Raw genomic sequence first — 25,535 nt, 5'->3', positions numbered from 1 at the left:
AGGAGGTGCACCAGTGCCCACGGTCGGCTTCATCTACCCGGACCACGCGGCGGAGGACGACTACCCGCTCGCCGAGCGCATGCTCGGTGACGGTGCGAGGCTGCCCGTCGAGCACATCTACGGCACCGACCTGCACGCGGTCGCCGAGCTGCTCGACCTGGGATCCCCCGACCGGCTCGCCGAGGGCGCCGCGCTGCTCGCCAGGCATGAGCCGTCGGCCGTGGTCTGGGCCTGCACGAGCGGCAGCTTCGTCTACGGCTGGGACGGCGCGGAGGAGCAGGTCGCCAAGCTCTCCGCCGCCGCGGGCGGTCTGCCGGCGTCGAGCACGTCGTTCGCCTTCGTGCGGGCGGCCACCGCGCTGGGCCTGCGAAAGGTCGCCGTCGCGGCGAGCTACCCCGACGACGTAGCCGAGCTGTTCGTGGAGTTCCTCGGCCGGGGCGGCATCGAGGTCGTCTCCATGTCGGCCGCGGACATCGACACGGCGGCCGAGGTCGGCGAGCTGGCCCCGGAGCAGGTCGTCGAGCTGGTCGTCAGCCGCGACCACCCCGACGCCGACGCGCTGCTCGTGCCCGACACCGCGATGCGCACGCTCGCGCTGATCGACACGATCGAAGAGCGGCTCGGCAAGCCCGTGCTGACGGCCAACCAGGTCACCGTGTGGGAAGGCCTGCGCCTGACCGGCACCACCCGCGAGGTCCCCGGCCTCGGCACGCTGTTCCGGGCGAAGGGCGCGTGAACATGCTTGCGGACATCGAACCGGTCAACCGGGAATCCACCGCGGCCATCATCGCGCGCCAGCTGAGGGACGCGATCATGACCGGTTCGCTGCCCCCTGGCACTCAGCTCGGCGAGACCGAGCTGGCCGCGCGGTTCCAGGTCTCGCGCGGGCCGCTGCGGGAGGCCATGCAGCGGCTCGTGTCGGAGGGCCTCCTGCGCAGCGAACGGCACCGGGGCCTGTTCGTGATCGACCTCGAACCTGGCGACGTCTACGACATCTACTCGGCACGCTCCGCGGTCGAGCGGGCGGCCGCGACCCGGGTCGTGCGCTCGGGCGACCGCGAACGGGTGGCCGGGATCCTCGACGAGGCCGTGGAGGCCATGGCCCACGCCGACGAGCAGGACGACCCGACCGCGCTGACCGAGGCGGACCTGCGCTTCCACGAGGCGCTGATCGAGGCGTCGGGCAGCAGGCGCCTGGCCAGGATGGCGCGGACGCTGCTCATCGAGACCCGCATGTGCCTGTCCGCGCTGCAGAACACCTACAGCAAGAACTACCAGGGCGTCGACGAGCGAGTCACCGAGCACAACAAGATCATCGAGGCCCTGCGTGCCGGCGACGAGGAGTCGATGCTGGCGCTGCTCGAAGCGCACATGGACGACGCTGTGCAGCGCCTGGCACCCGGCACGAGCCTGCACTCCGGCGCCGCGCCGGGCCTGACGCGCGACGGCGTCGACCTGGCCTGAGCGGCACTGACGATCACTCCGGGCTGGCCACGGGCACACCGTGCTCGGCGGCAGCGGCCACGAGCCGCTTGTCGTAGGACACGAGGTAGGCGAGCGCGGAGCCCAGGCTGAGCGCGGCGGCGAGGTGCAGCGCTTCCAGCGAGCGCAGGCGGGCACCCGGCGCGAGATCGCCCGCCTGGTCATACACGGCGGCGGGCAGTGCCACGTGCGCGCAGCGCTGTAGCCATTGCTCCGCTCGCTGTAGCATCTCGGAACCGGCGCCGATGGCGTGCAGCCCCCGGCGCAGCTCGGTACGAGTGAGGTAGCTCGTGAGCTGGCGGGCGGGCGTCTGCCCGGCCAGCCACAGGGAGAGCCGGTCCGACTCCACCTCCTCTTTGAAGAGCTTGATCGCCGCACAGCTGTCGAGATAGACGAACCTCATCCGGCGCCGTCCTCGCGCATGGCCAGGATCGCCTCGCTGCCGGCCCGGTTCCCCTGTTCCGAGGGTTCCCGTTCAGGCAGCTCGTCCACTGCGGGCAGCGAATCCAGCACCGACGGGTCGAGCACCCGGCGGCCACCGCCCGCTCGATGGCCTTGTCCGCGGGGTCGGGCGGGAGGATGCGCGCGACGGTCTCGCCGCGCCTGGTCACCAGGAAGCTCTGACCATTGCGCGCACGGTCCAGCACCTCCGCGGCGTTGCGCTGCAGCTCGCGGGCGGTGATGCGCTCGTCTGACAACTCGGCATCCATGCCTGACATCGCAGCAGCGCGTCCGTCACTGCACGACCGCTCCGAGGACGCTCGCCGCGCTCGCGCTGCCCAGCGCGATGCCCCAGCCGACCGGGCCCAGCGGCGTGCAGCCGAAGAACCGGCTCACCCCCGGCGTCTGGATCACCGCGGCGAGCACCGCCGCCGAGCCGAGGCCGCTCGCGAGCACCGCCGGGCTGCGCCCACCGGTCAGCAGCGTCTGCCCGAGCTGCGTTCCCACCAGCGCCGCCAGCGCCACCGTCGAGGCCCTTCGCCGCCTGCCGGTGACCCGCGCGAGCGACCACGCGGCCGTCGCGCCCGCCGTCGTCGATCCCGCCCGGAAGCCGATCTCCCGGTAGAGCCTGCCGCCGAGTGAACTCTCCGGGCCCTCCTGCAGCAGCTCCTCCACGGTCTCGTTGTCGGGCCGCCGCAAGGCGATCGCCAGCGACGGCGCCAGGTCGGTCAGCAGGTTCACCAGCAGCAACTGCCGTGCGGTGAGCGGCGAGCGGCCGGTCAGCGCGGCGCCCAGCACGTTGAAGCCGATCTCGCCGAGGTTCCCGCCGAGCAACACCCCGAGCGCCGAGCGCACCGACGCCCACATCGCGCGCCCCTCCACGAGCGCCGCGATGATCGTCTCCAGCCGGTCGTCGGTCACCACGAGGTCGGCCGCAGCCTTCGCGGCCGGGGTGCCGTGCCCGCCGAGCGCGATGCCGACGTCGGCGAGCCGGATCGCGGGCGCGTCGTTGGCGCCGTCGCCGGTCATCGCCACGGTCTTGCCGAGGCCCTGGTACGCCTGGATGATCCGCACCTTCTGCGCCGGGCTGCACCTCGCCACCACGTCGACGCCGGGCAGTACCTCCTTGAGCCGCTCGTCGTCGAGCTCGTCGATGTCGGCGCCGGTCACCACGTGCAGGTCGCGCTCGCCGTTGATCTCCGACGCGATCGCCTCGCCGGTCACCGGGTGATCACCGGTGATCATCACGATGTGCACGCCGGCGTCCCGCAGCTGCGCGGCCGCCGGTGCCGCGCTTCCTCGCACGGGGTCGGAGATGGCGACGAAGCCCCGGAACGTCAGGTCCCGCACGAGCTCGTCGGAGACCTCACCGGTGTCCACGGCGCGCTCGGCGACCGCGAGCACCCGGTGCCCCGCCTTCGCGAGCGCCCGCATCCGGCCGCTCATGCGCTTGCGGGCACGGCCGTCGAGCGAGCAGCGCGGCAGCACCTCCTCCGGAGCGCCCTTGACACTCAGCAGCAGGCCCTTCTTCGTCCGGCCCACCGCCGCGTGGTAGCCGCGCGACGGCTCGAACGGCGCCGCCGCCTCCAGCGTCCACCCGGACGCGCCGGCCGCGGCCGACATCTTCAGCCGTTGTCCCGCCTCGACGATCGCCCGGTCCGTCGCGTGGGGCAGGTCATCGGGGCTGTCCGCGTGCGGCGTCGCGCGCAGCGCGGCCGCGAGCACCGGCCGCACAGGCTCCTGCAGCGCGTCGACGCGACACCGCCGCTCGCCGTCGTCGAGCTCGCTGACACTCAGCTTGCCCTCGGTGAGGGTCCCGGTCTTGTCGAAGCACAGCACGTCGACCCGGCCGAGCGCCTCGATACTGCGCGGGTTGCGCACGAGCGCGCCGTGCTCGGCCAGCCGCCTCGCCGCTGCCAGCTGGGCGGCGTTGACCAGGAACGGCAGGCCCTCCGGAACGGAAGCGACGGCGAGGTTCACCGCCGCGCCGAGGCTTTCCCGCAGTGGCACGCCCCGCAGCAGCCCGGCGCCTGCCACGGCCGCGGCCGAGCCGACGGCGAGCGGCATGCTCTTCTCCGTCAGCTCGGTGAGCCGCCGCTCGACCCCGGTGCTCGGCGCGCCCTGCCGCGCGATCGCCATGCTGCGCCCGGCCTCGGTGTCGTCGCCGACGGCCACCACCACGGCCGTCGCCTGCCCCGCCGCCACCGTCGTGCCCTCGTACAGCATCGACGTCCGGTCGGCGAGCTCGCCGGCCACCACCGGGGCCGGGTCCTTGGCCACCGGCAGCGACTCCCCGGTGAGCGACGACTCGTCGGCCTCCAGCCCATCGGCCTCCAGCAGGCGGCAGTCGGCGGGCACCACGTCGCCGGCCGTCACGGCCACCACGTCGCCTGGCACGAGGTCGTCAGCGCTGATCACGCGCTCCTCGCCGTCCCGTAGCACGGTCGCGCTGACCGACGAGCGGCGCAGCAGATCGGCCAGCTCCCGCTCGGTCCGCACCTGCTGGATGCTGCCGATCAGCGCGGACAGCCCGGTCACCCCGGCCACCAATGCGGCGTCCACCGGAGAGCCGACCGCGGCAGACAGCGCGGCACCGCCGGCGAGCACCGGCGTCAGCGGGTTGGCCAGCTCCTCCACGAACGCCTCGCCGAGACTCTTGCCGATCCGGCCGCCGTCCCCGCCGCGCGCCCGGCGGCGGGCCCGCTGCTCGGTGAGCCCCTCGGCCGTCACGTCGAGGCGCTCCAACACGGCCTCGACGGGCATGAGGTGCCACGGCACGGTGGCCGGGACCGCGCCCTCCGGCACCTCCAGCCTGCTCGCCCTGCGCCGCGCGTTGACGAGCGCGATGCCGGCACCGGCGTTGACCGCCCGCATGCCGCGCGAGGTCGGGCTCGTGCGGCCCGGCTGCAGCGCCGTCACCACGCCGACGCCCGTGGACGCCTGCGCGATGCGGATGCTGTCGGAGTTCACGGTCTTCGCCGCGGTGACCGCCTCCACGAGCAGTGCGACGGTGCCGACGTCGTCACCGGCCAGCACATGCGCGCCCCACGGCGCGGGCTCGCCGTCACGGTGGGTGCCGACGCCGCAGTCGGCGGCGCCGAGCGCACGCCGGTCGGTGGAGACCAGCAGCACGCCCGCGCCCTGCTCCTGCAGCTCCCGCACGCTCGCGAACGGCTTGTCGGCGTCCACCACGCGCAGGCCCGACCGCTGCGCGGCCGCCGTCAGCGTGTGCACGCCGGGAAGGGACTCCCCGCCGAGCGCCAGCACGGCCTGCAACCGCTGACCCTTGACAAGCCCCAGCACCCCGGTCGCGCCCTGCTGTTCGAGCCGCTTCCGTTCGTCGTCGCCGCCGTCGACGTCGAGCGCGTCGAGCGGCCCGAGCCGCCACTCCCCCTCGGTGCGCACCTCCTCGGCGGCGGCCGGATCGAACAGCCGCCACGCCAGCTCGGCCACGGCGTGCTGGTCGGCGTCCGGCAGCGGCGCGAGGTCCTTCAGCACCGACCGGCCCGTCTCCAGCGCGGACCGGTCGAGCACGAGCGTGTCGACGCGGTCGAGCCTGCGCAGCGCCAGGCGGTCCATGACGAGCGCTCCCCTGCGGGCCAGCACCGCGCCGAGCGCGCTCGCGAAAGCGGCCCTGCCCACCTCGGCCGACTTGGGCACGGCCGAGTAGCCGAGCGCGATCGCCCTGCGCGGCCCCGCGAACGGCGTCGTCACCGCGCTCGCCGCCGCACCGAGCGCGAGGATCTTGCGTTGGTACTGCTCGACGTCGCCCTCGGGCAGCGGCACCGGCCGCTCGATCGCACACGGCTCGGCTCCGGCGAAGTCCGGTCCCGTGATGAGCCCGTTCTCGGCGTCGCACCACGCCCGTTCGTGCGCCCGCGCCTCGCGCCATTGGCCCATCCGCTGCACGGCGTCGAGCACAGCGCCTTCGCCGCCGCCTGCCAGTCCCTGCGCCAGCGCGGCGAACATCGACGTCATCGAGTCGGCCCGCTCGTGGCTGTGCGCGCGCTGCGCCATCCGTTCCTTCAGCGCGGGGTGGTGGTCGATCAGCGCGGGCAGTGAGGCCAGCTCGGAGGGCATGGGCGCCCACGGCGCGAGGCGCGTGACCAGCGACATACCGAGTCCGAAGACATCGGTCGCGAGCGTGGGCAGCAGCCGCGTGCCGCGCAGCCCGTCGGCCGGGTGGTGCAGCTCGTCCTCGGCCGCCTCCTCTTCGGGGCAGGACGGCTCCGACTCGGCGCGCTCGACGATCCGCACGAGCTCGTGGGTCCTCGGCGGCGGGTCGGTCACCGCGACGATCACACGCGAGGACGGCGCGTTGACCCGAGCCCACTCCACACCCGCGTGTTCCTCCAGCGCCCGCTCGATCCGCCTGGCGATGCGGTCACTGCCCGCGCCGTGCACGCCGTGCGCCTCGATGTGCAACCGCCCCGGGCAGGACCACACGTGCCGTCGCGGCCGCGTGGCCAGCGCGGCGAGCCCGCGAGCGGTTCCCACGGTCGCGCCGACGACGGACAACGGACCCGGTACGGACACCCCGAACAGCTTCATGCGGGAAGTAGTGCCCAGATCCGCCGAAAGGTATGCATGAGCAGGGCAGGTCCTTGATCATCGCGAGCGGCCGTGACCCGTCCGGGGCAAACCCCTCGAGACACACTGCGGGGGCGCTGGTCCTGCCGCTTCAATGACAGGGTGCTCACGAGATCCAGGGTGCTCACGCTGCTGCGCCTTGCCGGGTTCGGACTGGTCGTCTCCGCGGAGATCTATCTGATCGTCCACCTGGGCCCGCGCTTCAACCCGGTAACGCACTTCGGGTACTTCACGGTGCTCTCCAACGTCTTCGCCGCGCTCGTGCTGCTGGCGGGCGCGTTCACCGAGGTGCCTGGACCGGTCAGGGGCGCGGCCGTGCTCTACATGCTGACCACGGGGATCGTCTACGCGATCCTGCTGCGCGGCGTCGACGTCGGTACCCCGTTGTACGCCAACCGGATCCTGCACGTGGTGCTCCCGATCCTGGTGGCGGTGGACTGGCTCGCCGACCCGCCGCGCAGCCGGATCGCACTGCGGAAAGCGTTGTGGTGGCTGGTGTTCCCGGTCACCTACCTCGCGTTCACCCTCCTGAGAGGGCCGATCCTGCACTGGTATCCCTACCCGTTCCTCGACCCGGACCAGAACGGCTACGGCGCCGTCGCGGTGATGAGCCTGGTGATCGCCGTGGTGTTCGTGGCGCTGACGTGGCTGATCACGACGGTGGGCAACGCCAAGCGCGGACAGCCGGGCCCGGTCGTGGAAGCCTGAGCCGTGGCCGACGAGCCTCGCGCTCGGCCGGACGCTGGTCACGGCCGAACAGCAGTGAAGGCCACCATGCCTGCGTTGAACGCAGGCATGGTGGCCTTCACTGCGGTTGGATGAAGCTAGATCGCCTCCGCGATCGCTGTACCGAGCTGTGCGGTGGTGGCCTTGCCGCCGAGGTCCGGGGTCAGCGCCACGCCCTCGCTCAGCACCTTCTCCACCGCCGCTTTGATGGCCGTCGCGGCGTCGGTCTCGCCGAGGTGCTCCAGCATCATCGTGGCGGCCAGCACCTGAGCCACTGGGTTCGCGATGCCCTGGCCCGCGATGTCCGGCGCGCTGCCGTGTACGGCCTCGAACATCGACGGGTGCTCGCGCTCCGGGTTGAGGTTGCCCGACGGCGCCATGCCGAGCCCGCCCGTGACGGCCGCCGCGAGGTCGCTCAGGATGTCGCCGAACAGGTTGGACCCCACGACGACGTCGAGCCGGTCCGGCTGCTGCACCATCCGCGCCGCGAGCGCGTCGATGTGGGTCAGCTCGGCCTTCACATCCGGGTACTCCGCGGCGACCTCGGCGAAGATCTCGTCCCAGAACGGCATCGTGTGGATGATGCCGTTGGACTTGGTCGCCGAGGTCACGCGGCCGCTGCGCGTGCGCGCCAGCTCGAAGGCGTACCGGACGATCCGCTCGACGCCGATCCGGGTGAAGACGGCTTCCTGCAACGCGAACTCGCTCGCCTGCCCGGAGTTGTGCCTGCCGCCGAGCGTGGAGTACTCGCCCTCGGAGTTCTCGCGGACGATCACCATCTCCAGCTCGTCGGCCGACCGCCCGGCGAGCACCGACGTGGTGCCGGGCAGCAGCCGCACGGGCCGCAGGTTGACGTACTGCTGGAACGCCCTGCGCACCGGGATGAGCAGGCCCCACAGTGAGACGTGGTCGGGCACGCCGGGGAAACCAACGGCGCCCAGCAGGATCGAGTCGAATCCGCTCAGCTGCTCGATGCCGTCCTCGGGCATCATCGTGCCGGTCTTGGCGTAGCGCTCGCAGCTCCAGTCGAACTCCGTCCACTCCAGACCGAAGCCGAACCGTTTCGCGGCAGCGTCAAGGACCTTGCGTGCCTCGATCTGGACGTCGACGCCGATGCCGTCGCCTGGGATCGAGGCGATCCGGTAGTCGTTCACAGGCTCACCGCGATGTACTTGGTCTCGAGGAACTCGTCGATGCCGACCGTGCCGCCCTCGCGCCCGAGGCCGGACTGCTTCACGCCCCCGAACGGCGCCGCCGGGTTGGACACGATGCCCTGGTTGAGGCCCACCATGCCGGTCTCCAGCCGCTCGCACACGCGCAGCGAGCGCTTGAGGTCGCTGGTGAATACGTAGCTCACGAGCCCGTACTCGGTGTCGTTGGCCTTGGCGATGGCCTCGTCCTCGGTGTCGAACACCGAGATCGGCGCCACCGGGCCGAAGATCTCCTCGCTGGTCATCCGCGCGGACTGGGGAACGTCGGTGAGCACGGTCGGCTGGTAGAAGTGCCCCGGACCGTCCACAGTGGCCCCACCGGTGAGCACCTTCGCGCCGCGCCCCGCGGCGTCGCTCACGAGCTCGCTGACCTTCTCGATCGCGGCCTCGTCGATGAGCGGGCCCACCACGACGCCGTCCTCGGTGCCCCGGCCGATCGGCAGTGCGGCCATGCGCTCGGTGAGCCTGCGCGCGAACTCGTCGGCGATGCCGCGCTGCACGTAGAAGCGGTTGGCGGCGGTGCACGCCTCGCCGATGTTGCGCATCTTCGCTTGCATGGCGCCCTCGACGGCGGCGTCGAGGTCGGCGTCGTCGAAGACGAGGAACGGCGCGTTGCCGCCCAGCTCCATGGACGTGCGCAGCACCTTGTCGGCGCACTGTTCCAGCAGCTTGCGGCCGACGGCGGTCGAGCCGGTGAAGGAGAGCTTGCGCGCGCGGCCGTCGCGGATCAGCGGCTCCATGACGGAGCCCGCGCTGGAGGTGGTGACGACGTTGAGCACGCCCTCCGGCAGGCCGGCGTCGGCGAGGATCTGGGCGAGCGCCAGCATCGACAGCGGCGTCTGGGCGGCCGGCTTGATCACCATGGTGCACCCGGCGGCGACGGCGGGCCCGATCTTGCGGGTGCCCATGGCCATCGGGAAGTTCCACGGCGTGATCAGCAGCGACGGCCCCACGGGCTGCTTGGCGATGAGGAAGCGGCCGCTGCCGTTCGGCGCGGTGGCGTAGCCGCCATCGATACGGACGGCCTCCTCAGCGAACCACCGGAAGAACTCGGCGGCGTAGGCGATCTCGCCCCGCGCCTCGGCCAGCGGCTTGCCCATCTCCAGGGTCATGAGCAGCGCGAGCTCGTCCTGACGCGCCATGAGCGCGTCGTAGGCCCTGCGCAGGATCTCGCCCCGCTCGCGCGGCGGGTGCGCCGCCCAGTCCGCCTGCGCGGCGACCGCGGCGTCGAGGGCGGCGATGCCGTCCTCGGGCGAGGCGTCGGCGACCTCGCACAACACCTCACCGGTCGCCGGATCCTGGACGGGGAACGTCCTGCCACCGCTCGCGGCGGTCCACTTCCCGCCGATGAACAGCTCCTTGTTCACCGCGCTGACCACGCCGGACTCGCTGACCGTGCTCATTCCACAGCTCCTGGGCTCCCTTGGTTTTGACCGCGCTACGACGGCCATGCTACGAATATTGTTGACAATCTACAACCCTCCAGGTCCTACCCCTTCCATGTCCGAAGGAGGCCGCTGCCATGGCCAAGCTGTCCCCCATCCTCAAGCAGGCCACGCCGGTCGTCGTCGACCACGGCGAGGGCGTCTACCTCTACGACGTCGACGGCCGCCGCCACCTCGACTTCACCGCCGGCATCGGCGTGACGAGCACCGGCCACTGCCACCCGAAGGTCGTGCGGGCCGCCCAGGAGCAGATCGGCAAGCTCATCCACGGCCAGTACACCACCGTGATGCACAAGCCGCTGCTCGAGCTGACCGAGCGCCTCACGGAGGTGCTGCCAAGCGGCCTCGACTCCCTCTTCTTCTCCAATTCCGGCAGCGAGGCGGTGGAGGCCGCGCTGCGGCTGACCCGCCAGGCCACCGGCAGGCCCAACGTCATCGTGTTCCAGGGCGGCTTCCACGGCCGCACCGTCGCAGCCGCGACGATGACCACCTCGGGCACCCGGTTCAGCGCTGGCTTCTCGCCCCTCATGGGCGGCGTGCACGTGGCGCCGTTCCCGTTCGCCTACCGCTACGGCTGGGACGAGAAGACCGCCACCGACTTCGCGCTGCGCGAGCTGGACTACCTCTTCGCCACGCAGACCTCTCCGGGCGAGACGGCCGCGTTCTTCATCGAGCCGATGCTGGGCGAGGGCGGCTACGTGCCCGCCAACCCCGAGTTCATGGCCGGGCTGCGTGCCCGCGCCGACGAGCACGGCATCCTGCTGGTCGTCGACGAGATCCAGACCGGCTTCGGCCGCACCGGCAGGTTCTGGGGCCACGAGCACTTCGACGTCCGGCCCGACGTCATCACGATCGCCAAGGGCCTCGCGAGCGGCTTCCCGATCTCGGGCATCGCCGCCTCGCAGGAGCTCATGGCCAAGGCGTGGCCGGGCTCGCAGGGCGGCACCTACGGCGGCAACGCCGTCGCGTGCGCCGCCGCGCTGGCCACCCTCGAGGTGATCAAGGAGGAGGGCCTCGTCGAGAACGCCGCCGCCCGTGGCCGCCAGCTGCTCGACGGCGTGCGCGCCATCGGCGACAAGACCCCGGCGATCGGCGACGTCCGCGGCCTCGGCCTGCTGGTCGGCTCTGAGTTCACCACCGCCGACGGCAAGCCCGACAACGCCACGGCGCAGGCCGCGCAGAAGCTCGCCGCCGAGCGCGGGCTGCTGATGCTCACGTGCGGCGCCTACATGAACGTCGTGCGGATGATCCCGCCGCTGATCGTCACGTCCGAGCAGATCGACGAGGCACTCGAGATCTGGACCGACGTGGTCGCGACCGTCACCAAATAACCGAAGAGAGTTTCGAGGAGAAGCCCAGTGGCCCGCTACATCACGATCACCCTCGACAAGCGCGGCGTCTCGTGCCGTGCGCGGCTGCTCGACGACGAGGCGCCGCGGACCTGTCAGGCGGTGTGGGACGCGCTGCCGCAGAGCGGCTCGGCCTACCACGCCAAGTACGCGCGCAACGAGGTCTACACGCTCGTGCCGCCGTTCGCAGACCCGAAGCCGGGCCGCGAGAACCCGACGATCACGCCGATCCCCGGTGACGTCGTGTACTTCGGCTTCGAGCCGTGGGAGATCGGCAACCCGGCCTACGGCTACGACGAGGGCAGCGAGGCACACAGCGCGCAGGGCGCCACCGATCTCGCCATCTTCTACGGCCGTAACAACCTCCTCATCAACGGCGACGCGGGCTGGGTGCCCGGCAACGTGTTCGCCACGATCGAGGAAGGGCTGCCGGAGATGGCGGCGGCCGCGCAGGACCTCTGGCTACGCGGCGTAGAGGGCGAGACCATGACCTACGCCCGCGCGTGAGGTCACTCGGACGGGTGGAAGACGCGGATTCACCTTTAGTACCACCGCATTGACACGTTCGTGGGCCGACAGCCCCCGAATACCGCATCAAGATCACCATCACCCGGGGTGAACGCTCCGTTGGCCACTACAGACCGTCACCAACGGAGCGGAACCCCAGGGCCGGGGCAAAACCCGAAAGCCTTACGTGTTTAAACTGAGGGGATTTCGGGTTTCGCCCCGCCGGTTCTCCGGCTCTTTGACAGGGGCTCAGCCGCGCTGAAAGCCTTGCCTGGCTTTCGAAAGCAGCTGTGTGCACACGGCAATCCGTGTAACCGATTTCCTGTTAAGGAGCCCCTCGAAATGCAGATCTTCGTCACCCACGGCGGCGACATCCTCACCGGCATCCTCGCGCACCTGGCCAACATCCTGGGCTGGCTGGTCTGAGGCCGAGTTAGCTGAAGCCGAGGGCGGGGTCGGCACGTTGGCGCGGACCGGCCCCGCCCCCGGCGGCGAACATGAATGGCTTTCAGTCGCGCCGTCGTACTAGGCTTCCGCCATGGGCGACGTTGCGCAGCGACTGGCCGACATCGTCGGCGAACAGCACCTCCTGACCGGCGAGGCCGTCACCGAGGACTACGCGGGCGACGAAGCACTCGTCGGCGAACCCGTCAAGCCCCGGTACGTGGCCAAGCCGGCCACCACCGACGAGGTCGCCGCCATCCTGACCACGGCGACCGAACACCGGATCCCCGTCACCGCCCGAGGTTCCGGCAGCGGGCTCTCCGCCGCCGCCCGGCCCCATCCCGACGGGATCCTTGTCTCCTTCGAGCGCATGAACGCGATCCTCGAGATCGACACCACCAACCACGTCGCGGTGGTACAGCCCGGTGTCACACTGTCCGAACTGGACGAACGGACGGCCGAGAGCGGCCTCGGCTACACCGTCTACCCCGGCGAGATGAGCGCGAGCGTCGGCGGCAACGTCGGCACCAACGCGGGCGGCATGCGGGCCGTCAAGTACGGCGTCACGCGCAACAACGTCCTTGGCCTGCAAGCGGTTCTTGCCACCGGCGAGGTCATCCGCACCGGCGGCAAGATCGTCAAGACCTCCACCGGCTACGACCTCACACAGCTCGTGATCGGCTCAGAGGGCACGCTCGCGCTGGCCACCGAGATCACCGTCCGGCTGCACCCAAGGCTCACCCACGGGGCGACCGTGCTCGCCCCGTTCAGCGACCTCGACCAGGTGATGGCCGCGGTACCCGCGATCGTGTCGAGCGGGCTCGCCCCGCACATCCTGGAGTACATCGACGCGCTCACGATGGCCGCGATCACCTACACCGCGCGACTGTCCCTCGGCATCCCCGACGAGGTACGCGACGCCTCGCAGGCGTACCTCGTGGTGGGGCTGGAGAACCGGGAGGCCGACCGGCTCGACGGCGACGTCCAGGCGCTCGGCGAGCTGCTGTCCGGGCTCGGCGCCACCGACGTCTACGTGCTGGAGGGCGGCTCGGCCCGCAAGCTCATCGAGGCCCGCGAGAAGGCGTTCTGGACGGCCAAGTCGGCGGGTGCCGACGACGTGATCGACGTGGTGGTGCCCAGGGGGGCCATGCCCGAGTTCCTCGGCAGGGCAAGGGAGATCGCCGCCAGGACCGAGTCGGGCGTGGTCGGCTGCGGACACGCCGGCGACGGCAACGTGCACCTCGCCATCTTCCAGAAGGACCCGGCCAAGCGTGCGAGCCTGCTGCATGACATCTTCGCCGCCGGCATGGGGCTCGGCGGCGTGATCTCCGGCGAGCACGGCATCGGCCGCGCGAAGAAGGAACACTGGCTGGAGCTCGAGGATCCGGCCAAGGTGGAGCTGATGAAGCGCATCAAGACCGCCTTCGACCCGGCCGGGATCCTCAACCCCGGCGTGCTTTTCGACTGACCACTTCCCGAGGAGGACCATGAACGGCGCGCAGTCGCTGATCCGCACGCTCGTCGACGCGGGGGTCGACGTGTGCTTCTCGAATCCGGGCACGTCCGAGATGCACTTCGTCGCCGCGCTCGACACTGCTCCGGAGATGAGGGGCGTGCTGGGGCTCGCGGAGGGCGTGGTCACCGGTGCCGCCGACGGCTACGCGCGGATCGCGGGCAAGCCCGCGGCGACCCTGCTGCACCTCGGCCCCGGCCTCGGCAACGGCCTGGCGAACCTGCACAACGCGCGCCGCGCCAACACCCCGGTCGTCAACGTCATCGGCGACCACGCGACCTACCACAAGCGCTACGACGCGCCGCTGGAGTCGGACATCGAGGCCGTCGCCGGTTCGTTGAACGGCTGGGTGCGACGCAGCGAGAGCACCGCCGACGTCGGCGCGGACGCGGCCGCCGCGGTGGCCGCCGCGCAGGACGCACCGGGACGCGTCGCGACGCTGATCCTGCCCGCGGACATCTCGTGGGGGGACGGCGGCAGGCCGTGCCCGCCCATCCCGCCGCGCACGGCGAAGCCCGTGAACGAGGCCACGGTGAAGTCGGTCGCCGAGGTGCTCCGCACAGGCGAGCCCGTGGCGCTGCTGCTCGGCGGCGACGCGTGCCGCGAGACCGGGCTGCGCGCCGCGAGCCGAATCGCCGAGGCGACCGGGGCGAAGCCGTTCATCGAAACCTTCCCCGGCAGGCTCGAGCGCGGCGCGGGCGTGCCCGCGATCGAGCGGCTCGGCTACCTCGCCGAGCAGGTGGCCTACCAGCTCGACGGCACGCGGCACGTGATCGTCGCGGGCACCAGGCCGCCGGTGTCGTTCTTCGCCTACCCCGGCAAGGCGAGCGACCTCGTGCCAGAGGGCGCGCAGGTGCACACGCTCGCGGCCGTCGAGGACGACGTCGTGGGCGCGCTGGAGGACCTGGCCGAGCTGGTCGCCGCGGGTACGGAGCCGGTGCTCGCGCAGCCGCAGCGGCCCGAGCTGCCGAGCGGGGAGCTGACCGCGCAGAACTGGGTGCAGGTGATCGGCGCGCTGCTGCCCGAGCAGGCGATCATCTCCGACGAGGCCAACACGTCCGGGCTGCTGCTGCCCGGCGCGACCGCCGGTGCGCCCCGCCACGACGTGCTCACCCTCACCGGCGGCGCGATCGGCCAGGGCATGCCAGTGGCGACGGGCGCCGCGATCGCGGCACCGGACCGCCCGGTGATCAACCTGGAGTCCGACGGCAGTGCGCTCTACACGATTTCCGCGCTGTGGACGCAGGCGCGCGAGAATCTGAACGTCACCACGGTGATCCTCAACAACCGCGCGTACGCGATCCTGCGGATGGAACTGCAGCGGGTCGGGGCGGAGGGCTCGGGACCGAAGGCCAAGAGCCTGCTCGACCTCTCCCCGCCCGAGCTCGACTTCGTGAAGATCTCCGAGGGCCTCGGCGTACCGGCGACCCGCGCGACGACCGCCGAGGAGCTGGCCGAGCAGTTCTCGCGGGCGCTCACCGAGCCAGGTCCGCACCTGATCGACGCGGCGATCCCGCCACTGCTGTGACCGGGTGACGGGAATTCACAGGAAACTCTTGGAGTAGGCGCGGCCGTTCCGGCGTTGAACAGGTAACGGCCGATCGTCGGGGGTCGGCCACCGCCCGGAGGAGGCACGGCCGTGCTGACCACTCCCCACCTGCCGCTGACGGTCCACACGCGCTCCGACGCGGCGAGCGACCGGGGCCCGCGCGACATCAACGCCGACGCCGTGGCCACCCACACGGACGAAGCCAGCGGGCGCATGGCGTTCGTGGTCGCCGACGGCGTCGGGGACCACCTGCTGGCCGCCCGCGCGGCCCGGCTTGCGGCGAGCACGACGGCCGCGGAGGCCGTGCACCACGGAGCCGTCGGCGGACTGCTACGAGCGCAGCGGGAGCTGCTGGCGCAGTTCGAGCAGCCGAACGCCGACGCCGTGCTGGTCGTCGCCGTGTTCCCGCCCGTCGGCACCGATGAGGAGACGGTCGACATCGCGTGGGTGGGCGACTGCCGTGCCTACCGCTGGAACGGCCGCGTGCTGCACCAGATCACGGTGGACCACACGCTCGCGGAGTTCTGGCGCCGGAGCGGCGTCGAGCCGTCGCCGAGGCTGGAGCACATGGTGACCGACTCGGTGCGCACGGCGAAGGCCGAGGACATCGGCCGGGCGCGGGTCGGCGCCGGCCCCGGCAGGCTGGTGCTGAGCAGCGACGGCGTGCACAAGCTCCTCGACCTGGTGCAGCTCAAGGGGATCCTTGCCGACGGGGTTCAGGCCGGCGACACGGCCAGCGCGCTCGTCACCGCGGCGAGGACGTTCGGCAGCCGAGACAACGCCACCGCGATCGTGGTAGACCGCCTCCTCCTCTGAAAGCTGCCCCTCAATGCACCCAAGGCCACCTTTGGTGCGTTGAACGCACCAAAGGTGGCCTTGGGGGACAGTCGGCGGACCTACTCGAAGATCTCGCCCTTCTCGGCCTTGTCCACCAGGGACTGCGGCGGGTTGAAGTGGTCACCGTAGCGCTCCGCCAGCTCGCGCGAGCGTGCGACGAAGCCCTTCAGGCCGCCCGGGTACTGGTTGATGTACTGGATGACGCCACCGGTCCACGCCGGGAACCCGATGCCGAAGATGGAGCCGATGTTGGCGTCCTGCACCGAGGTGAGCACGCCCTCGTCGAAGCACTTCACGGTCTCGAGCGCCTCGGCGAAGAGCATGCGCTCCTTGAGGTCCTCGAACGGGATCGTCGCGGAGCCCGAGTTGAACGCCTCACGCAGCCCCGGCCAGATGCGGGTGCGCTTGCCGCTCTCGTCGTACTCGTAGAAACCGGCCCCGCTGGAGCGGCCCTTGCGGTCGAACTCGTCGATCATCCTGTCGATGACGGCTTCGGCGGGGTGCTCGGTCCACGTGCCGCCCGCGGCCTCCACCGCGGCTCGCGTCTCCTGCCGGATCTTGCGCGGCAGAGTGAGCGTCAGCTCGTCCATCAGCTGCAGCGGCGGCGCTGGGTAACCGGCCTGCGAACCGGCCTGCTCGATGCTGGCCGGCTCCACGCCCTCACCCACGGCGGCGACGGCCTCGTTGATGAACGTGCCGATCACGCGGCTGGTGAAGAACCCACGGCTGTCGTTGACGACGATCGGGGTCTTCTTGATCTGCAGCGTGTAGTCGAAGACCTTGGCCAGCGTGGCGTCCGAGGTCTTCTCGCCGCGGATGATCTCCACGAGCGGCATCTTGTCCACCGGCGAGAAGAAGTGGATGCCGATGAAGTCCTCCTGCCGCTGCACGCCCTCGGCGAGCCCGGTGATCGGCAGCGTCGAGGTGTTGGAGCCCAGCACCGCGTCCGGGTTCACCACGCCCTCGATCTCCTGGAAGACCTTGTGCTTGAGCTCCTGGCTCTCGAACACGGCCTCGATCACGAAGTCGACGCCCTTGAAGTCCGCCGGGTCGGCCGTGGGCTTGATCCGCGCGAGCAGCTCGTCGGACTTCGCCTGCGTGGTCTTCCCGCGCTTAAGGGCCTTCTCCTCCAGCTTGGCGGCGTAGCCCTTGCCCTTCTCGGCGTTCTCCTGCGAGACGTCCTTGAGCACCACCTCGATGCCGGCCTTGGCGGAGACGTAGGCGATCGCGGCGCCCATCATGCCCGCGCCGAGCACGCCGACCTTCTTCGCCTGGTACTTCTCGTAACCGTCCGGCCGCGAGCCGCCGGAGTTGATGTGCTGCAGGTCGAAGAAGAACGCCTTGGTCATGTTCTTCGCGACCTGGCCGATCACGAGGCTCGTGAAGTACCGGGTCTCGATGAGCGAGGCGGTCTCGAAGTCCACCTGCGCGCCCTCGATGGCAGCCGACAGGATCGCGCGCGGGGCCGGCATCGGCGCCCCCTTGAGCTGCTTGCGCAGGTTCGCGGGGAACGCGGGCAGGTTCGCCGCGAAGCTCGGGTTCGACGGGCTGCCGCCGGGGATCTTGTAGCCCTTGGCGTCCCACGGCTGCACTGCCTCGGGATTGGCCTTGATCCACTCCTTGGCCTTCGGCACCAGCTCGTCCACACTGGACACCAGCTCGTGCACGAGGCCGAGCTCCAGCGCCTTGGCCGGCTTGTGCCGCTGCCCCTGCACGAGCACGTTCAGGATCGCGTTCTGGATGCCGAGCAGGCGCACCGTGCGCACGATGCCGCCGCCACCGGGCAGCAGGCCCAGCGTCACCTCGGGCAGGCCGATGACGCTGCCCTTGACGTCGGCGGCGATGCGGTGGTGGCACGCGAGCGCGATCTCGAGCCCGCCGCCCAGCGCGGCGCCGTTGATCGCGGCGACCACCGGCTTGCCGAACGTCTCCAGCCTGCGCAGCTGCGCCTTGAGCTCGTTGCCCTGCTGGGTGATCTCCTCGGCGTGCTCGGGGGTGGCCTTGATCAGGTCGTTGAGGTCACCACCGGCGAAGAACGTCTTCTTCGCCGACGTCAGCACCACGCCGGTGATCGAGTCCTTCTCCGCCTCGAGCCGGTCGACGATGGCGCCCATCGACTCCCGGTAGTCGGCGTTCATCGTGTTGGCCGACTGCTTCGGGTCGTCCATCGTCAGCAGGACGATGCCGTCGGCGTCCTGTTCCCAGCGGATGGTCTTGGCCTCGGCCATGCTCAAACCCTCTCGATGATCGTGGCGAGGCCCATGCCGCCGCCGATGCACAACGTCACGAGCGCCCGCCGGGCCTGGCGGCGCTCCAGCTCGTCCACCATCGTGCCGAGGATCATCGCGCCGGTGGCGCCGAGCGGGTGACCCATGGCGATGGCACCACCGTTGACGTTGACCTTCTCCTCGGGCAGCTTCAGGTCCTTCATCCACTTGAGGACGACGGACGCGAAGGCCTCGTTCAGCTCGAACAGGTCGATGTCGTCGGCGGTCAGGCCCGCCTTCTTGAGCACCTTCTGCGTGGCGGGCGTCGGACCGGTGAGCATGATCGTCGGGTCGGTGCCGGTGACGGCCGTCGCGACGATCCTCGCGCGCGGCTCGATGCCGATGGTCTTGCCGACCTCCTCGTTGCCGACGAGCACGAGCGCAGCGCCGTCGACGATGCCCGAGGAGTTGCCACCGGTGTGCACGTGGTTGATCTTCTCGACGGAGTGGTACTTCTGCAGCGCCACGGCGTCGAAGCCGCCCATCTCGCCAATGCCCTCGAAGGCCGGCTTGAGCTTGCCGAGCGACTCCACGGTAGAGCCGGGACGCCGGTGCTCGTCGTGGTCGAGGATCGTCACGCCGTTCATGTCCTTGACCGGCACGACCGACTTGGCGAAGTAGCCGCCCGCCCACGCCTTCTCGGCCAGGTCCTGCGAACGCACGGCGAACGCGTCGACGTCCTCACGGGAGAAGCCCTCGATCGTGGCGATCAGGTCGGCGCCGATGCCCTGCGGCACGAAGTAGGTGTCGTAGTTCGTGGCCGGGTCGGTGAACATCGGACCGCCGTCGGAGCCCATCGGCACGCGCGACATCGACTCGACGCCGCCACCGATCAGCAGGTTGTCCCAGCCGGCCCGCACCTTCTGCGCGGCCTGGTTGACCGCCTCGAGCCCGGAGGCGCAGAAGCGGTTCAGCTGCACACCGGCCACCGTGTCGGGCAGGCCGGCGGCCATCGCGGCGGCGCGCGCGATGTCGGCGCCCTGGTCGCCGACGGGCGACACGACGCCCAGGATGATGTCGTCGATCAGCGCGGGGTCCAGGTTGGGGTGCCGCGCCTTCAGCTCGTCGATCAGGCCGACCACCAGGTCGATCGGCTTGGTCCCGTGCAGGGATCCGCCCTTGTTCTTGCCACGAGGCGTGCGGATCGCCTCGTAGATGAACGCCTCTGTACTCACACCAACGGTCCTTCCTGGCCCACTGTCTCCATCACTGCGCTAATCCAAGCTAATCGCTACTAACATAATCCGCCTCCTTCCCATGCTGTCAACGGGTTGTCATACGGTCAACCGACGCTAAGGTTGGATCACGTATGAACGAGCGAGCCCCGAAGAACAAGCGCCCGCGCGACCGCAAGAGCCAGCTGGCCGCCGTCGCGTCGGAGCTGTTTCGCGCCCGCGGCTACCACGGCGTCGGCATCAACGACATCGCCGCGGCGGCCGGGGTCACCGGCCCCGCGCTGTACCGGCATTTCGCCGACAAGCAGGCCATCCTCGGCCACGTGCTGCTCAGCGGCATCGAGGAGATGGAGGCCGCCACCGAGCGCGCGTTCGAGCTCGCCGAGACACCGACGCCGGAGCAGATCAGGGCGCTGCTCACCAGCCTCGCCACCAAGTCGGTGGAGCGCCGCGAGGTCGCGGCACTGTGGCGCTGGGAGGGCCGCCACCTCGGCGCCGACGACCAGCAGGCCGTCCGCGAACGTTCGACGGCGATGCTCGCGACGTGGGCGAAGCTGCTCATGCGCGTGCGGCCCGAGCTGGCCGCCGACGACGCCGAGCTGCTGTGCTGGGCGGTGCTGTCGGTGTTCGGCAGCGTGTCGGTGCACCACACGAGCGTCGCGAAGCGGCGGTTCGGCCAGCTGCTCGTGGACATCGCGCTGCGGGTGCTGCACACCGGCCTGCCGGAGCCCGACGGCCCACCCGCCCCTGAGCCGCCCACGCCGCTCACCCAGCCATCGCGTCGCGAGCAGTTGCTCACGGCCGCGGCCGAGCTGTTCCGCAAGCGCGGCTTCACCGCCGTGAGCATGGAGGACATCGGCAAGGCCGCCGGTATAGCGGGGCCCAGCGTGTACCGGCATTTCCCGAGCAAGGCCGGCCTGCTGAGCGCCATCGGCCGCCGGGCGGCCGACCGGCTGGCGCTGGCCGCCGATCACGCGCTGCTGACGCGCGCGCCGTCCGACGAGCGGCAGGCACTGCGCGGGCTCGCCGAGTCCTACGTGCAGACGCTCACCGGGCCGCCCGAGCTGTTGGTGTCGTTCTCCGTCGACCGGGTGCACATCGAGGACCGCGACCGTACGGACCTGGTGCGCATCCAGCGTGACTACGTCGCCAGGTGGGTTTCGCTGCTCGAGGCGGCGCACCCGGAGCTGAACCAGCGCGAGGCCAAGATCACCGTGCACGCAGCGCTGACGATCGCCAACGATCTCACCCGGACCCGGCGGGTCAGCGGAAGGCCGGGGCTCGCCGCCGAGCTCGTCGCGCTCATGTCGGCGGCGCTCGATATCGCTTGAGGGAACGAGCCTCCCGCATCAGCCGTGCCGCGTGCCGCCATGCCGCATGCGGCCATCACGTCGTCTGACCGCGGTCACCGAGGGTCATCGGGCTCGCCCTCCTCGCTACCTGGCGGTCGCCGCTTCTGGTCGCACCCGGACATGCACAGGCCCCTCTGGCGCGCGGCCCCCGCGAGGCGTTAACCTACTCGCGAGTAGGTAGTGGAGGGGATGACCGTGAGCCGACAGACTCCGCAGCGCAGGCGCGACGCGATGGGATGGGGCCTCGCCGCTCTCACGCGGCTCGCAGGCAGCAAGGCGATAGAGCGTGCGGGCCTGCGTAAACCCGTCCAGAACGTGGTGTCGGCGGCCACCAGGAGCGGTTTCCGCGCGGTGGGTGCGACAAGCAGGGTGTTCAGGGCGACGTCGCGGCTCGGCAAGCCGGCCAGGCTGGCGCCGGCCCCCGACGCCGGGCTGTTCGACCTGACGCCCACCGAGGACCAGCAACTGATCGTCGAGACGGTCAGCGAGTTCGCCGCCGAGCAGCTGCGGCCCGCCGCCGCGGAGGCCGACACCAAGCTGGCCCCGCCGGACGGCCTGCTCGGGCGCGCCAGCGAGCTGGGCGTGACGCTCGTCGGCATCCCCGAGGAGCTGGGCGGGGTCGGCACCGAACGCTCGGTGGTCACCAACGCGCTCGTCGCGGAGGCGCTCGCGCACGGCGACCTCGGGCTGGCCGTCGCGGTGCTCGCCCCGTCGGCCGTCAGCACCGCGCTCGTGCAGTGGGGCGACGAGGAGCAGCAGGTCACCTACCTGCCGTCGTTCGTCGGGGAGAACGTGCCCGCGGCGGCGCTCGCGCTGCAGGAGCGGACCCCGCTGTTCGACCCGTTCAAGCCCTGGGTGAAGGCCAGGCGGACCCCGAAGGGCTACCGGCTCGACGGCGCGAAGTCGCTCGTCCCGCGCGCGGCGCAGGCGGAGCTGTTCGTCGTGTCCGCGGACCTGGAGGGCCGCGGCCCCGCACTGTTCATCGTCGAGTCCTCCACCGACGGCGTGAGCATCGAGGCGGAACCCGCGATGGGCCTGAGGGGCGCCGCGACGGGGAAGTTGTTGCTGGACAAGGTGAACCTGCCCGCGGGCGCGCTGCTGGGCGGCGGGAAGCCGGAAGTCTTCGCCGACGTCGTGCGGCTCTCGCGGCTCGGCTGGGCCGCGCTCGCGTGCGGCACCGGCAAGGCCGTGCTCGACTACGTGATCCCCTACGTCAACGAACGGCAGGCGTTCGGCGAGCCGGTGAGCCACCGTCAGGGCGTTGCGTTCCAGGTCGCCGACATCGCGATCGAGCTCGAGGGCCTGCGGCTGGTGACGCTGAAGGCGGCGGCGAGAGCCGAGCAGGGCAAGCCGTACGCGCGGGAGGTCGCGCTGGCGCGCAAGCTCGCGACCGACAAGGGCATGCAGATCGGCAGCGCGGGCGTGCAGCTGCTGGGCGGGCACGGCTTCGTGAAGGAGCACCCCGTCGAGCGGTGGTACCGGGACCTGCGCGCGATCGGCGTGCTCGAAGGCATTGTTCTTCTCTAAGGGGCTGCAGTGATCAATCTCGAGATTCCGAAGAAGGCCCAGACGCTGGTCAACCAGGCGTACCAGGCCGCGGCCGAAGTCTTCCGGCCCATCTCGCGCAAGTACGACCGCGCCGAGCACTCGTACCCGGCGGAGCTGGACATGCTGGCCGCGCTGCTCGATGGGCTCAATTCGTCGGGCGAGGGCGGCGCGGGTGCGGCCGGGGTGCGCCGCAGGGAGGACGACACGAAGGGCAATCGCAACGGCGGCAACCTGAGCACGGTGCTCGGCGCGATCGAGATGTGCTGGGGCGACGTGGCGCTGCTGCTGTCGATGCCCCGCCAGGGGCTGGGCAACGCGGCGATCGCGTCGGTCGCCAACGACGAGCAACTGCAGCGCTTCGCGGGCGTGTGGGCGGCGATGGCGATCACGGAGCCGGGTTGTGGTTCCGACTCGGCCGCGATCACGGCGACCGCGACGCTCGACGGCGACGAGTACGTGCTCAACGGCGAGAAGATCTTCGTGACGGCGGGCCAGCGCGCCGACGCCGTGGTGGTCTGGGCCACGCTCGACAAGTCGAAGGGCCGGGCGGCGATCAAGTCCTTCGTGGTGGAGAAGGGCACGCCGGGCTTCGAGGTCGTGCGGCTCGAGCACAAGCTCGGCATCAGAGCGTCGGACACGGCGGTGCTGCGGTTCGAGAACTGCCGGGTGCCGAAGGAGAACCTGCTGGGCACGCCGGAGATCGACACCAGCAAGGGCTTCGCCGGTGTCATGCAGACCTTCGACAACACCCGCCCGCTCGTGGCCGCGATGGCGATCGGTGTGGCTCGGGCAGCCCTCGAGGAGACCGGGCGCCTGCTGGCCGAGGCCGGGGTTACGGTGGACTACGACAGGCCGGCGAACACCCAGCACGCCGCGGCGGCGGCGTTTCTGCAGCTGGAAGCCGACTACGAGGCGGCGTACCTGCTGACGCTGGAGTCGGCGTGGATGGCGGACAACCGCAAGCCGAATTCGCTGCAGGCGTCGATGGCGAAGGCGAAGGCGGGCCGCTCGGTCGTCGACATCACGCTCCGCTGCGTCGAACTGGCGGGCACGCTGGGCTACACGGAGGAACTACTGCTGGAGAAGTGGAGCCGGGACGCGAAGATCCTGGACATCTTCGAAGGCACGCAACAAATCCAGCAACTCATCGTGGCGCGCAGACTCCTGGGAAAGACAAGCGCGGAGCTGAAGTAGCTCAGGAGCACCCCTCCCGCAGTGAAGGCCACCTTGCCTGCGTTCAACGCAGTGAAGGTGGCCTTCACTGCAGGTCAGGCGCCCACGCTCGGGCAAGGAATACCATCGGCCACCCTGCCGTTAGGGTAGGTAGTTGAGCAAGCAACTACTTCCTGGCAAGGTGATTGGGATGCAGTTCGGGATCTTCACCGTCGGCGACGTCACGACCGATCCCACCAACGGCACGACGCCGACCGAGCACGAGCGCATCAAGGCGATGGTCCGCATCGCGCTCAAGGCCGAGGAGGTCGGGCTCGACGTCTTCGCCACCGGTGAGCACCACAACCCGCCCTTCGTGCCGTCCTCGCCCACGACGATGCTCGGCTACATCGCCGCGCGCACCGAGCGGCTGATCCTCTCCACGTCCACCACGCTGATCACCACCAACGACCCGGTGAAGATCGCCGAGGACTTCGCCATGCTCCAGCACCTCGCCGACGGCCGCGTCGACGTGATGATGGGCCGCGGCAACACCGGACCCGTGTACCCGTGGTTCGGGCAGGACATCCGCCAGGGCATCCCGCTCGCCATCGAGAACTACGCGCTGCTGCACGAACTGTGGCGCAAGGACGTCGTCGACTGGAAGGGCCGCTTCCGCACCCCGCTCCAGGGGTTCACCTCGACGCCGCGCCCGCTCGACGGCGTGCCGCCGTTCGTCTGGCACGGCTCCATCCGCAGCCCGGAGATCGCCGAGCAGGCCGCTTACTACGGCGACGGCTTCTTCGCCAACAACATCTTCTGGCCGAAGGAGCACTATATGCGACTCATCGGCCTGTACCGCGAGCGCTACGCCCACTACGGCCACGGCACGCCCGAGCAGGCGATCGTCGGGCTCGGCGGGCAGGTGTTCATGCGCAAGAACAGCCAGGACGCCGTGCGCGAGTTCCGCCCCTACTTCGACAACGCGCCGGTGTACGGCCACGGCCCCTCGCTGGAGGACTTCACCGAGCAGACGCCGCTCACCGTCGGCAGCCCGCAGCAGGTCATCGACAAGACGCTCACGTTCCGCGACTACTTCGGCGACTACCAGCGGCAGCTGTTCCTGATGGACCACGCCGGCCTGCCGCTGAAGACCGTCCTGGAGCAGCTGGACATCCTCGGCGAGGAGGTGGTCCCCGTGCTGCGCAAGGAGTTCGCGAAGGACCGGCCAGCCGACGCCCCGGACGCGCCCACGCACGAGTCGCTGCTCGCCAAGCAGGTCGGCGAGGTCCCCGTGGAGGCACGATGAACCCGCTCAAGCTCGTGGTCGTCACGGCCGGGCTCACCCAGCCGTCGTCGACGAGGCTGCTGTCCGACCGGCTCGCCGAGGCGGTGGCCAGGCAGTTGGCCGACGAGGGCCGCGAGGTGGACGTCCACGTGATCGAACTGCGCGAACTGGCCGTCGACATCGCCAACAACTTCGTCACCGGCTTCCCCAGCCCCTCGCTGAACGCCGAGCTGGAGGCGGTGACGGCGGCCGACGCGTTGATCGCCGTCACCCCGATCTTCACCGCCTCCTACAGCGGACTGTTCAAGTCGTTCTTCGACGTCGTTGACAACACCGCGCTCACCGGCAAGCCCGTGCTGATCGCGGCGACCGGCGGCACCCCCCGCCACTCGCTCGCGCTGGAGCACGCCCTGCGCCCGATGTTCACCTACCTGCGGGCGGTGGTCGCGCCGACCGCCGTCTACGCCGCGGCCGAGGACTGGGGCGCGGCCGACGCCGACGGACTCTCCGGCCGCATCGCCCGCGCGGCGGGCGAGCTGACCGAGCTCATGGCGGGCAGGCCGGCCACGAGTCACGCCACCGAAGAGGTAGTACCTTTCGAGCAGCAGCTGGCGGCCCTGCGGGCGCGGCAATAGCGGAACGCGGGGTGCTCGGCACCC

At 70.8% G+C, this 25,535-nt stretch carries 20 protein-coding genes and 1 pseudogene; 13 read left to right on the top strand and 8 right to left on the bottom strand.

Features of this window, described 5'->3' with window-relative positions:
- Positions 1-13: 13 nt before the first annotated feature.
- Both DI005_RS24875 and DI005_RS24870 read left to right on the top strand, forming a co-directional pair.
- Complete coding sequence (locus tag DI005_RS24875; protein WP_113643758.1) at positions 14-736, top strand: maleate cis-trans isomerase; 723 nt, start codon at positions 14-16, stop codon at positions 734-736.
- Between the two features lie 2 nt (positions 737-738).
- Entirely contained in the window at positions 739-1,464 is a 726-nt protein-coding gene (locus tag DI005_RS24870; RefSeq protein ID WP_112271322.1) for a GntR family transcriptional regulator, read from the top strand.
- 13 nt (positions 1,465-1,477) lie between these two features.
- Here DI005_RS24870 and DI005_RS24865 read toward each other — a convergent pair whose 3' ends face one another.
- From DI005_RS24865 to DI005_RS24855, 4 genes and pseudogenes are all read right to left on the bottom strand, one after another.
- Complete coding sequence (locus tag DI005_RS24865; protein WP_113643756.1) at positions 1,478-1,885, bottom strand: PIN domain-containing protein; 408 nt, start codon at positions 1,883-1,885, stop codon at positions 1,478-1,480.
- Positions 1,882-2,010, bottom strand: a complete 129-nt coding sequence (locus DI005_RS39525; protein WP_255565758.1) for a hypothetical protein — start codon at positions 2,008-2,010, stop codon at positions 1,882-1,884. The genes DI005_RS24865 and DI005_RS39525 overlap by 4 nt, the downstream gene beginning before the upstream one ends.
- Positions 2,011-2,039: 29 nt before the next feature.
- Positions 2,040-2,192 (bottom strand): annotated as a pseudogene (locus tag DI005_RS39770) (type II toxin-antitoxin system Phd/YefM family antitoxin); the annotation flags it as partial.
- A 25-nt stretch (positions 2,193-2,217) separates the two neighbouring features.
- A complete protein-coding gene (locus DI005_RS24855) occupies positions 2,218-6,474 on the bottom strand; it encodes an HAD-IC family P-type ATPase (protein ID WP_113643754.1) in 4,257 nt (1,418 codons plus the stop codon).
- 141 nt (positions 6,475-6,615) lie between these two features.
- Here DI005_RS24855 and DI005_RS24850 point away from each other — a divergent pair, with 141 nt between their 5' ends.
- The gene (locus DI005_RS24850) at positions 6,616-7,221 is read left to right on the top strand and encodes a Pr6Pr family membrane protein (RefSeq protein ID WP_137096639.1); all 606 of its coding nucleotides are present in this window, start codon (positions 6,616-6,618) and stop codon (positions 7,219-7,221) included.
- A gap of 116 nt (positions 7,222-7,337) precedes the next feature.
- Here DI005_RS24850 and DI005_RS24845 read toward each other — a convergent pair whose 3' ends face one another.
- Together DI005_RS24845 and DI005_RS24840 are read right to left on the bottom strand one after the other, a co-directional pair.
- Positions 7,338-8,393, bottom strand: coding sequence for a tartrate dehydrogenase (locus tag DI005_RS24845; RefSeq protein ID WP_113643753.1), 1,056 nt, complete (start codon positions 8,391-8,393; stop codon positions 7,338-7,340).
- Positions 8,390-9,853, bottom strand: coding sequence for an NAD-dependent succinate-semialdehyde dehydrogenase (locus DI005_RS24840; RefSeq protein ID WP_112271045.1), 1,464 nt, complete (start codon positions 9,851-9,853; stop codon positions 8,390-8,392). The genes DI005_RS24845 and DI005_RS24840 overlap by 4 nt, the downstream gene beginning before the upstream one ends.
- Positions 9,854-9,972: 119 nt before the next feature.
- On the opposite strand from DI005_RS24840, the gene DI005_RS24835 reads away from it, so the two are divergent.
- From DI005_RS24835 to DI005_RS24815, 5 genes are all read left to right on the top strand, one after another.
- A complete protein-coding gene (locus DI005_RS24835) occupies positions 9,973-11,226 on the top strand; it encodes an aspartate aminotransferase family protein (RefSeq protein WP_112271044.1) in 1,254 nt (417 codons plus the stop codon).
- A gap of 27 nt (positions 11,227-11,253) precedes the next feature.
- Positions 11,254-11,751 carry a DUF3830 family protein gene (locus DI005_RS24830; RefSeq protein ID WP_110337753.1) on the top strand — a complete coding sequence of 166 codons (498 nt, stop codon included), beginning with the start codon at positions 11,254-11,256 and terminating at the stop codon, positions 11,749-11,751.
- Positions 11,752-12,289: 538 nt separating this feature from the next.
- Positions 12,290-13,663, top strand: a complete 1,374-nt coding sequence (locus DI005_RS24825) for an FAD-binding oxidoreductase (protein WP_113643752.1) — start codon at positions 12,290-12,292, stop codon at positions 13,661-13,663.
- Between the two features lie 19 nt (positions 13,664-13,682).
- The gene (locus DI005_RS24820; RefSeq protein WP_112271042.1) at positions 13,683-15,236 is read left to right on the top strand and encodes an acetolactate synthase large subunit; all 1,554 of its coding nucleotides are present in this window, start codon (positions 13,683-13,685) and stop codon (positions 15,234-15,236) included.
- Positions 15,237-15,347: 111 nt separating this feature from the next.
- Positions 15,348-16,073, top strand: a complete 726-nt coding sequence (locus DI005_RS24815) for a PP2C family serine/threonine-protein phosphatase (protein WP_228714187.1) — start codon at positions 15,348-15,350, stop codon at positions 16,071-16,073.
- Between the two features lie 80 nt (positions 16,074-16,153).
- Here the strand turns inward: DI005_RS24815 and DI005_RS24810 are convergent, their stop codons facing one another.
- Both DI005_RS24810 and DI005_RS24805 read right to left on the bottom strand, forming a co-directional pair.
- Complete coding sequence (locus DI005_RS24810) at positions 16,154-18,322, bottom strand: 3-hydroxyacyl-CoA dehydrogenase NAD-binding domain-containing protein (RefSeq protein WP_112271041.1); 2,169 nt, start codon at positions 18,320-18,322, stop codon at positions 16,154-16,156.
- Between the two features lie 2 nt (positions 18,323-18,324).
- Positions 18,325-19,536 carry an acetyl-CoA C-acetyltransferase gene (locus DI005_RS24805; RefSeq protein ID WP_112271040.1) on the bottom strand — a complete coding sequence of 404 codons (1,212 nt, stop codon included), beginning with the start codon at positions 19,534-19,536 and terminating at the stop codon, positions 18,325-18,327.
- Positions 19,537-19,670: 134 nt separating this feature from the next.
- Here DI005_RS24805 and DI005_RS24800 point away from each other — a divergent pair, with 134 nt between their 5' ends.
- The 5 genes from DI005_RS24800 to DI005_RS24780 all read left to right on the top strand — a co-directional run bounded on the left by DI005_RS24800 (position 19,671) and on the right by DI005_RS24780 (position 25,511).
- Complete coding sequence (locus DI005_RS24800) at positions 19,671-20,867, top strand: TetR/AcrR family transcriptional regulator (protein WP_112271039.1); 1,197 nt, start codon at positions 19,671-19,673, stop codon at positions 20,865-20,867.
- A 252-nt stretch (positions 20,868-21,119) separates the two neighbouring features.
- A complete protein-coding gene (locus DI005_RS24795; protein WP_113643839.1) occupies positions 21,120-22,415 on the top strand; it encodes an acyl-CoA dehydrogenase family protein in 1,296 nt (431 codons plus the stop codon).
- Positions 22,416-22,424: 9 nt separating this feature from the next.
- Complete coding sequence (locus tag DI005_RS24790; RefSeq protein WP_112271038.1) at positions 22,425-23,630, top strand: acyl-CoA dehydrogenase family protein; 1,206 nt, start codon at positions 22,425-22,427, stop codon at positions 23,628-23,630.
- 169 nt (positions 23,631-23,799) lie between these two features.
- Entirely contained in the window at positions 23,800-24,897 is a 1,098-nt protein-coding gene (locus tag DI005_RS24785) for an LLM class flavin-dependent oxidoreductase (protein ID WP_113643751.1), read from the top strand.
- Positions 24,894-25,511, top strand: a complete 618-nt coding sequence (locus DI005_RS24780) for an FMN reductase (RefSeq protein ID WP_113643750.1) — start codon at positions 24,894-24,896, stop codon at positions 25,509-25,511. Before DI005_RS24785 ends, DI005_RS24780 begins: the two co-directional genes overlap by 4 nt.
- The last annotated feature ends 24 nt before the right edge of the window (positions 25,512-25,535 follow it).

This window comes from Prauserella sp. PE36 (assembly GCF_003311655.1).
In the GTDB taxonomy this organism is placed as follows: Bacteria; Actinomycetota; Actinomycetes; order Mycobacteriales; family Pseudonocardiaceae; genus Prauserella_A; species Prauserella_A endophytica.
The sequence above is the reverse complement of the archived record's forward strand: the minus strand, read 5'-3'. Positions and strand labels throughout refer to the sequence as shown.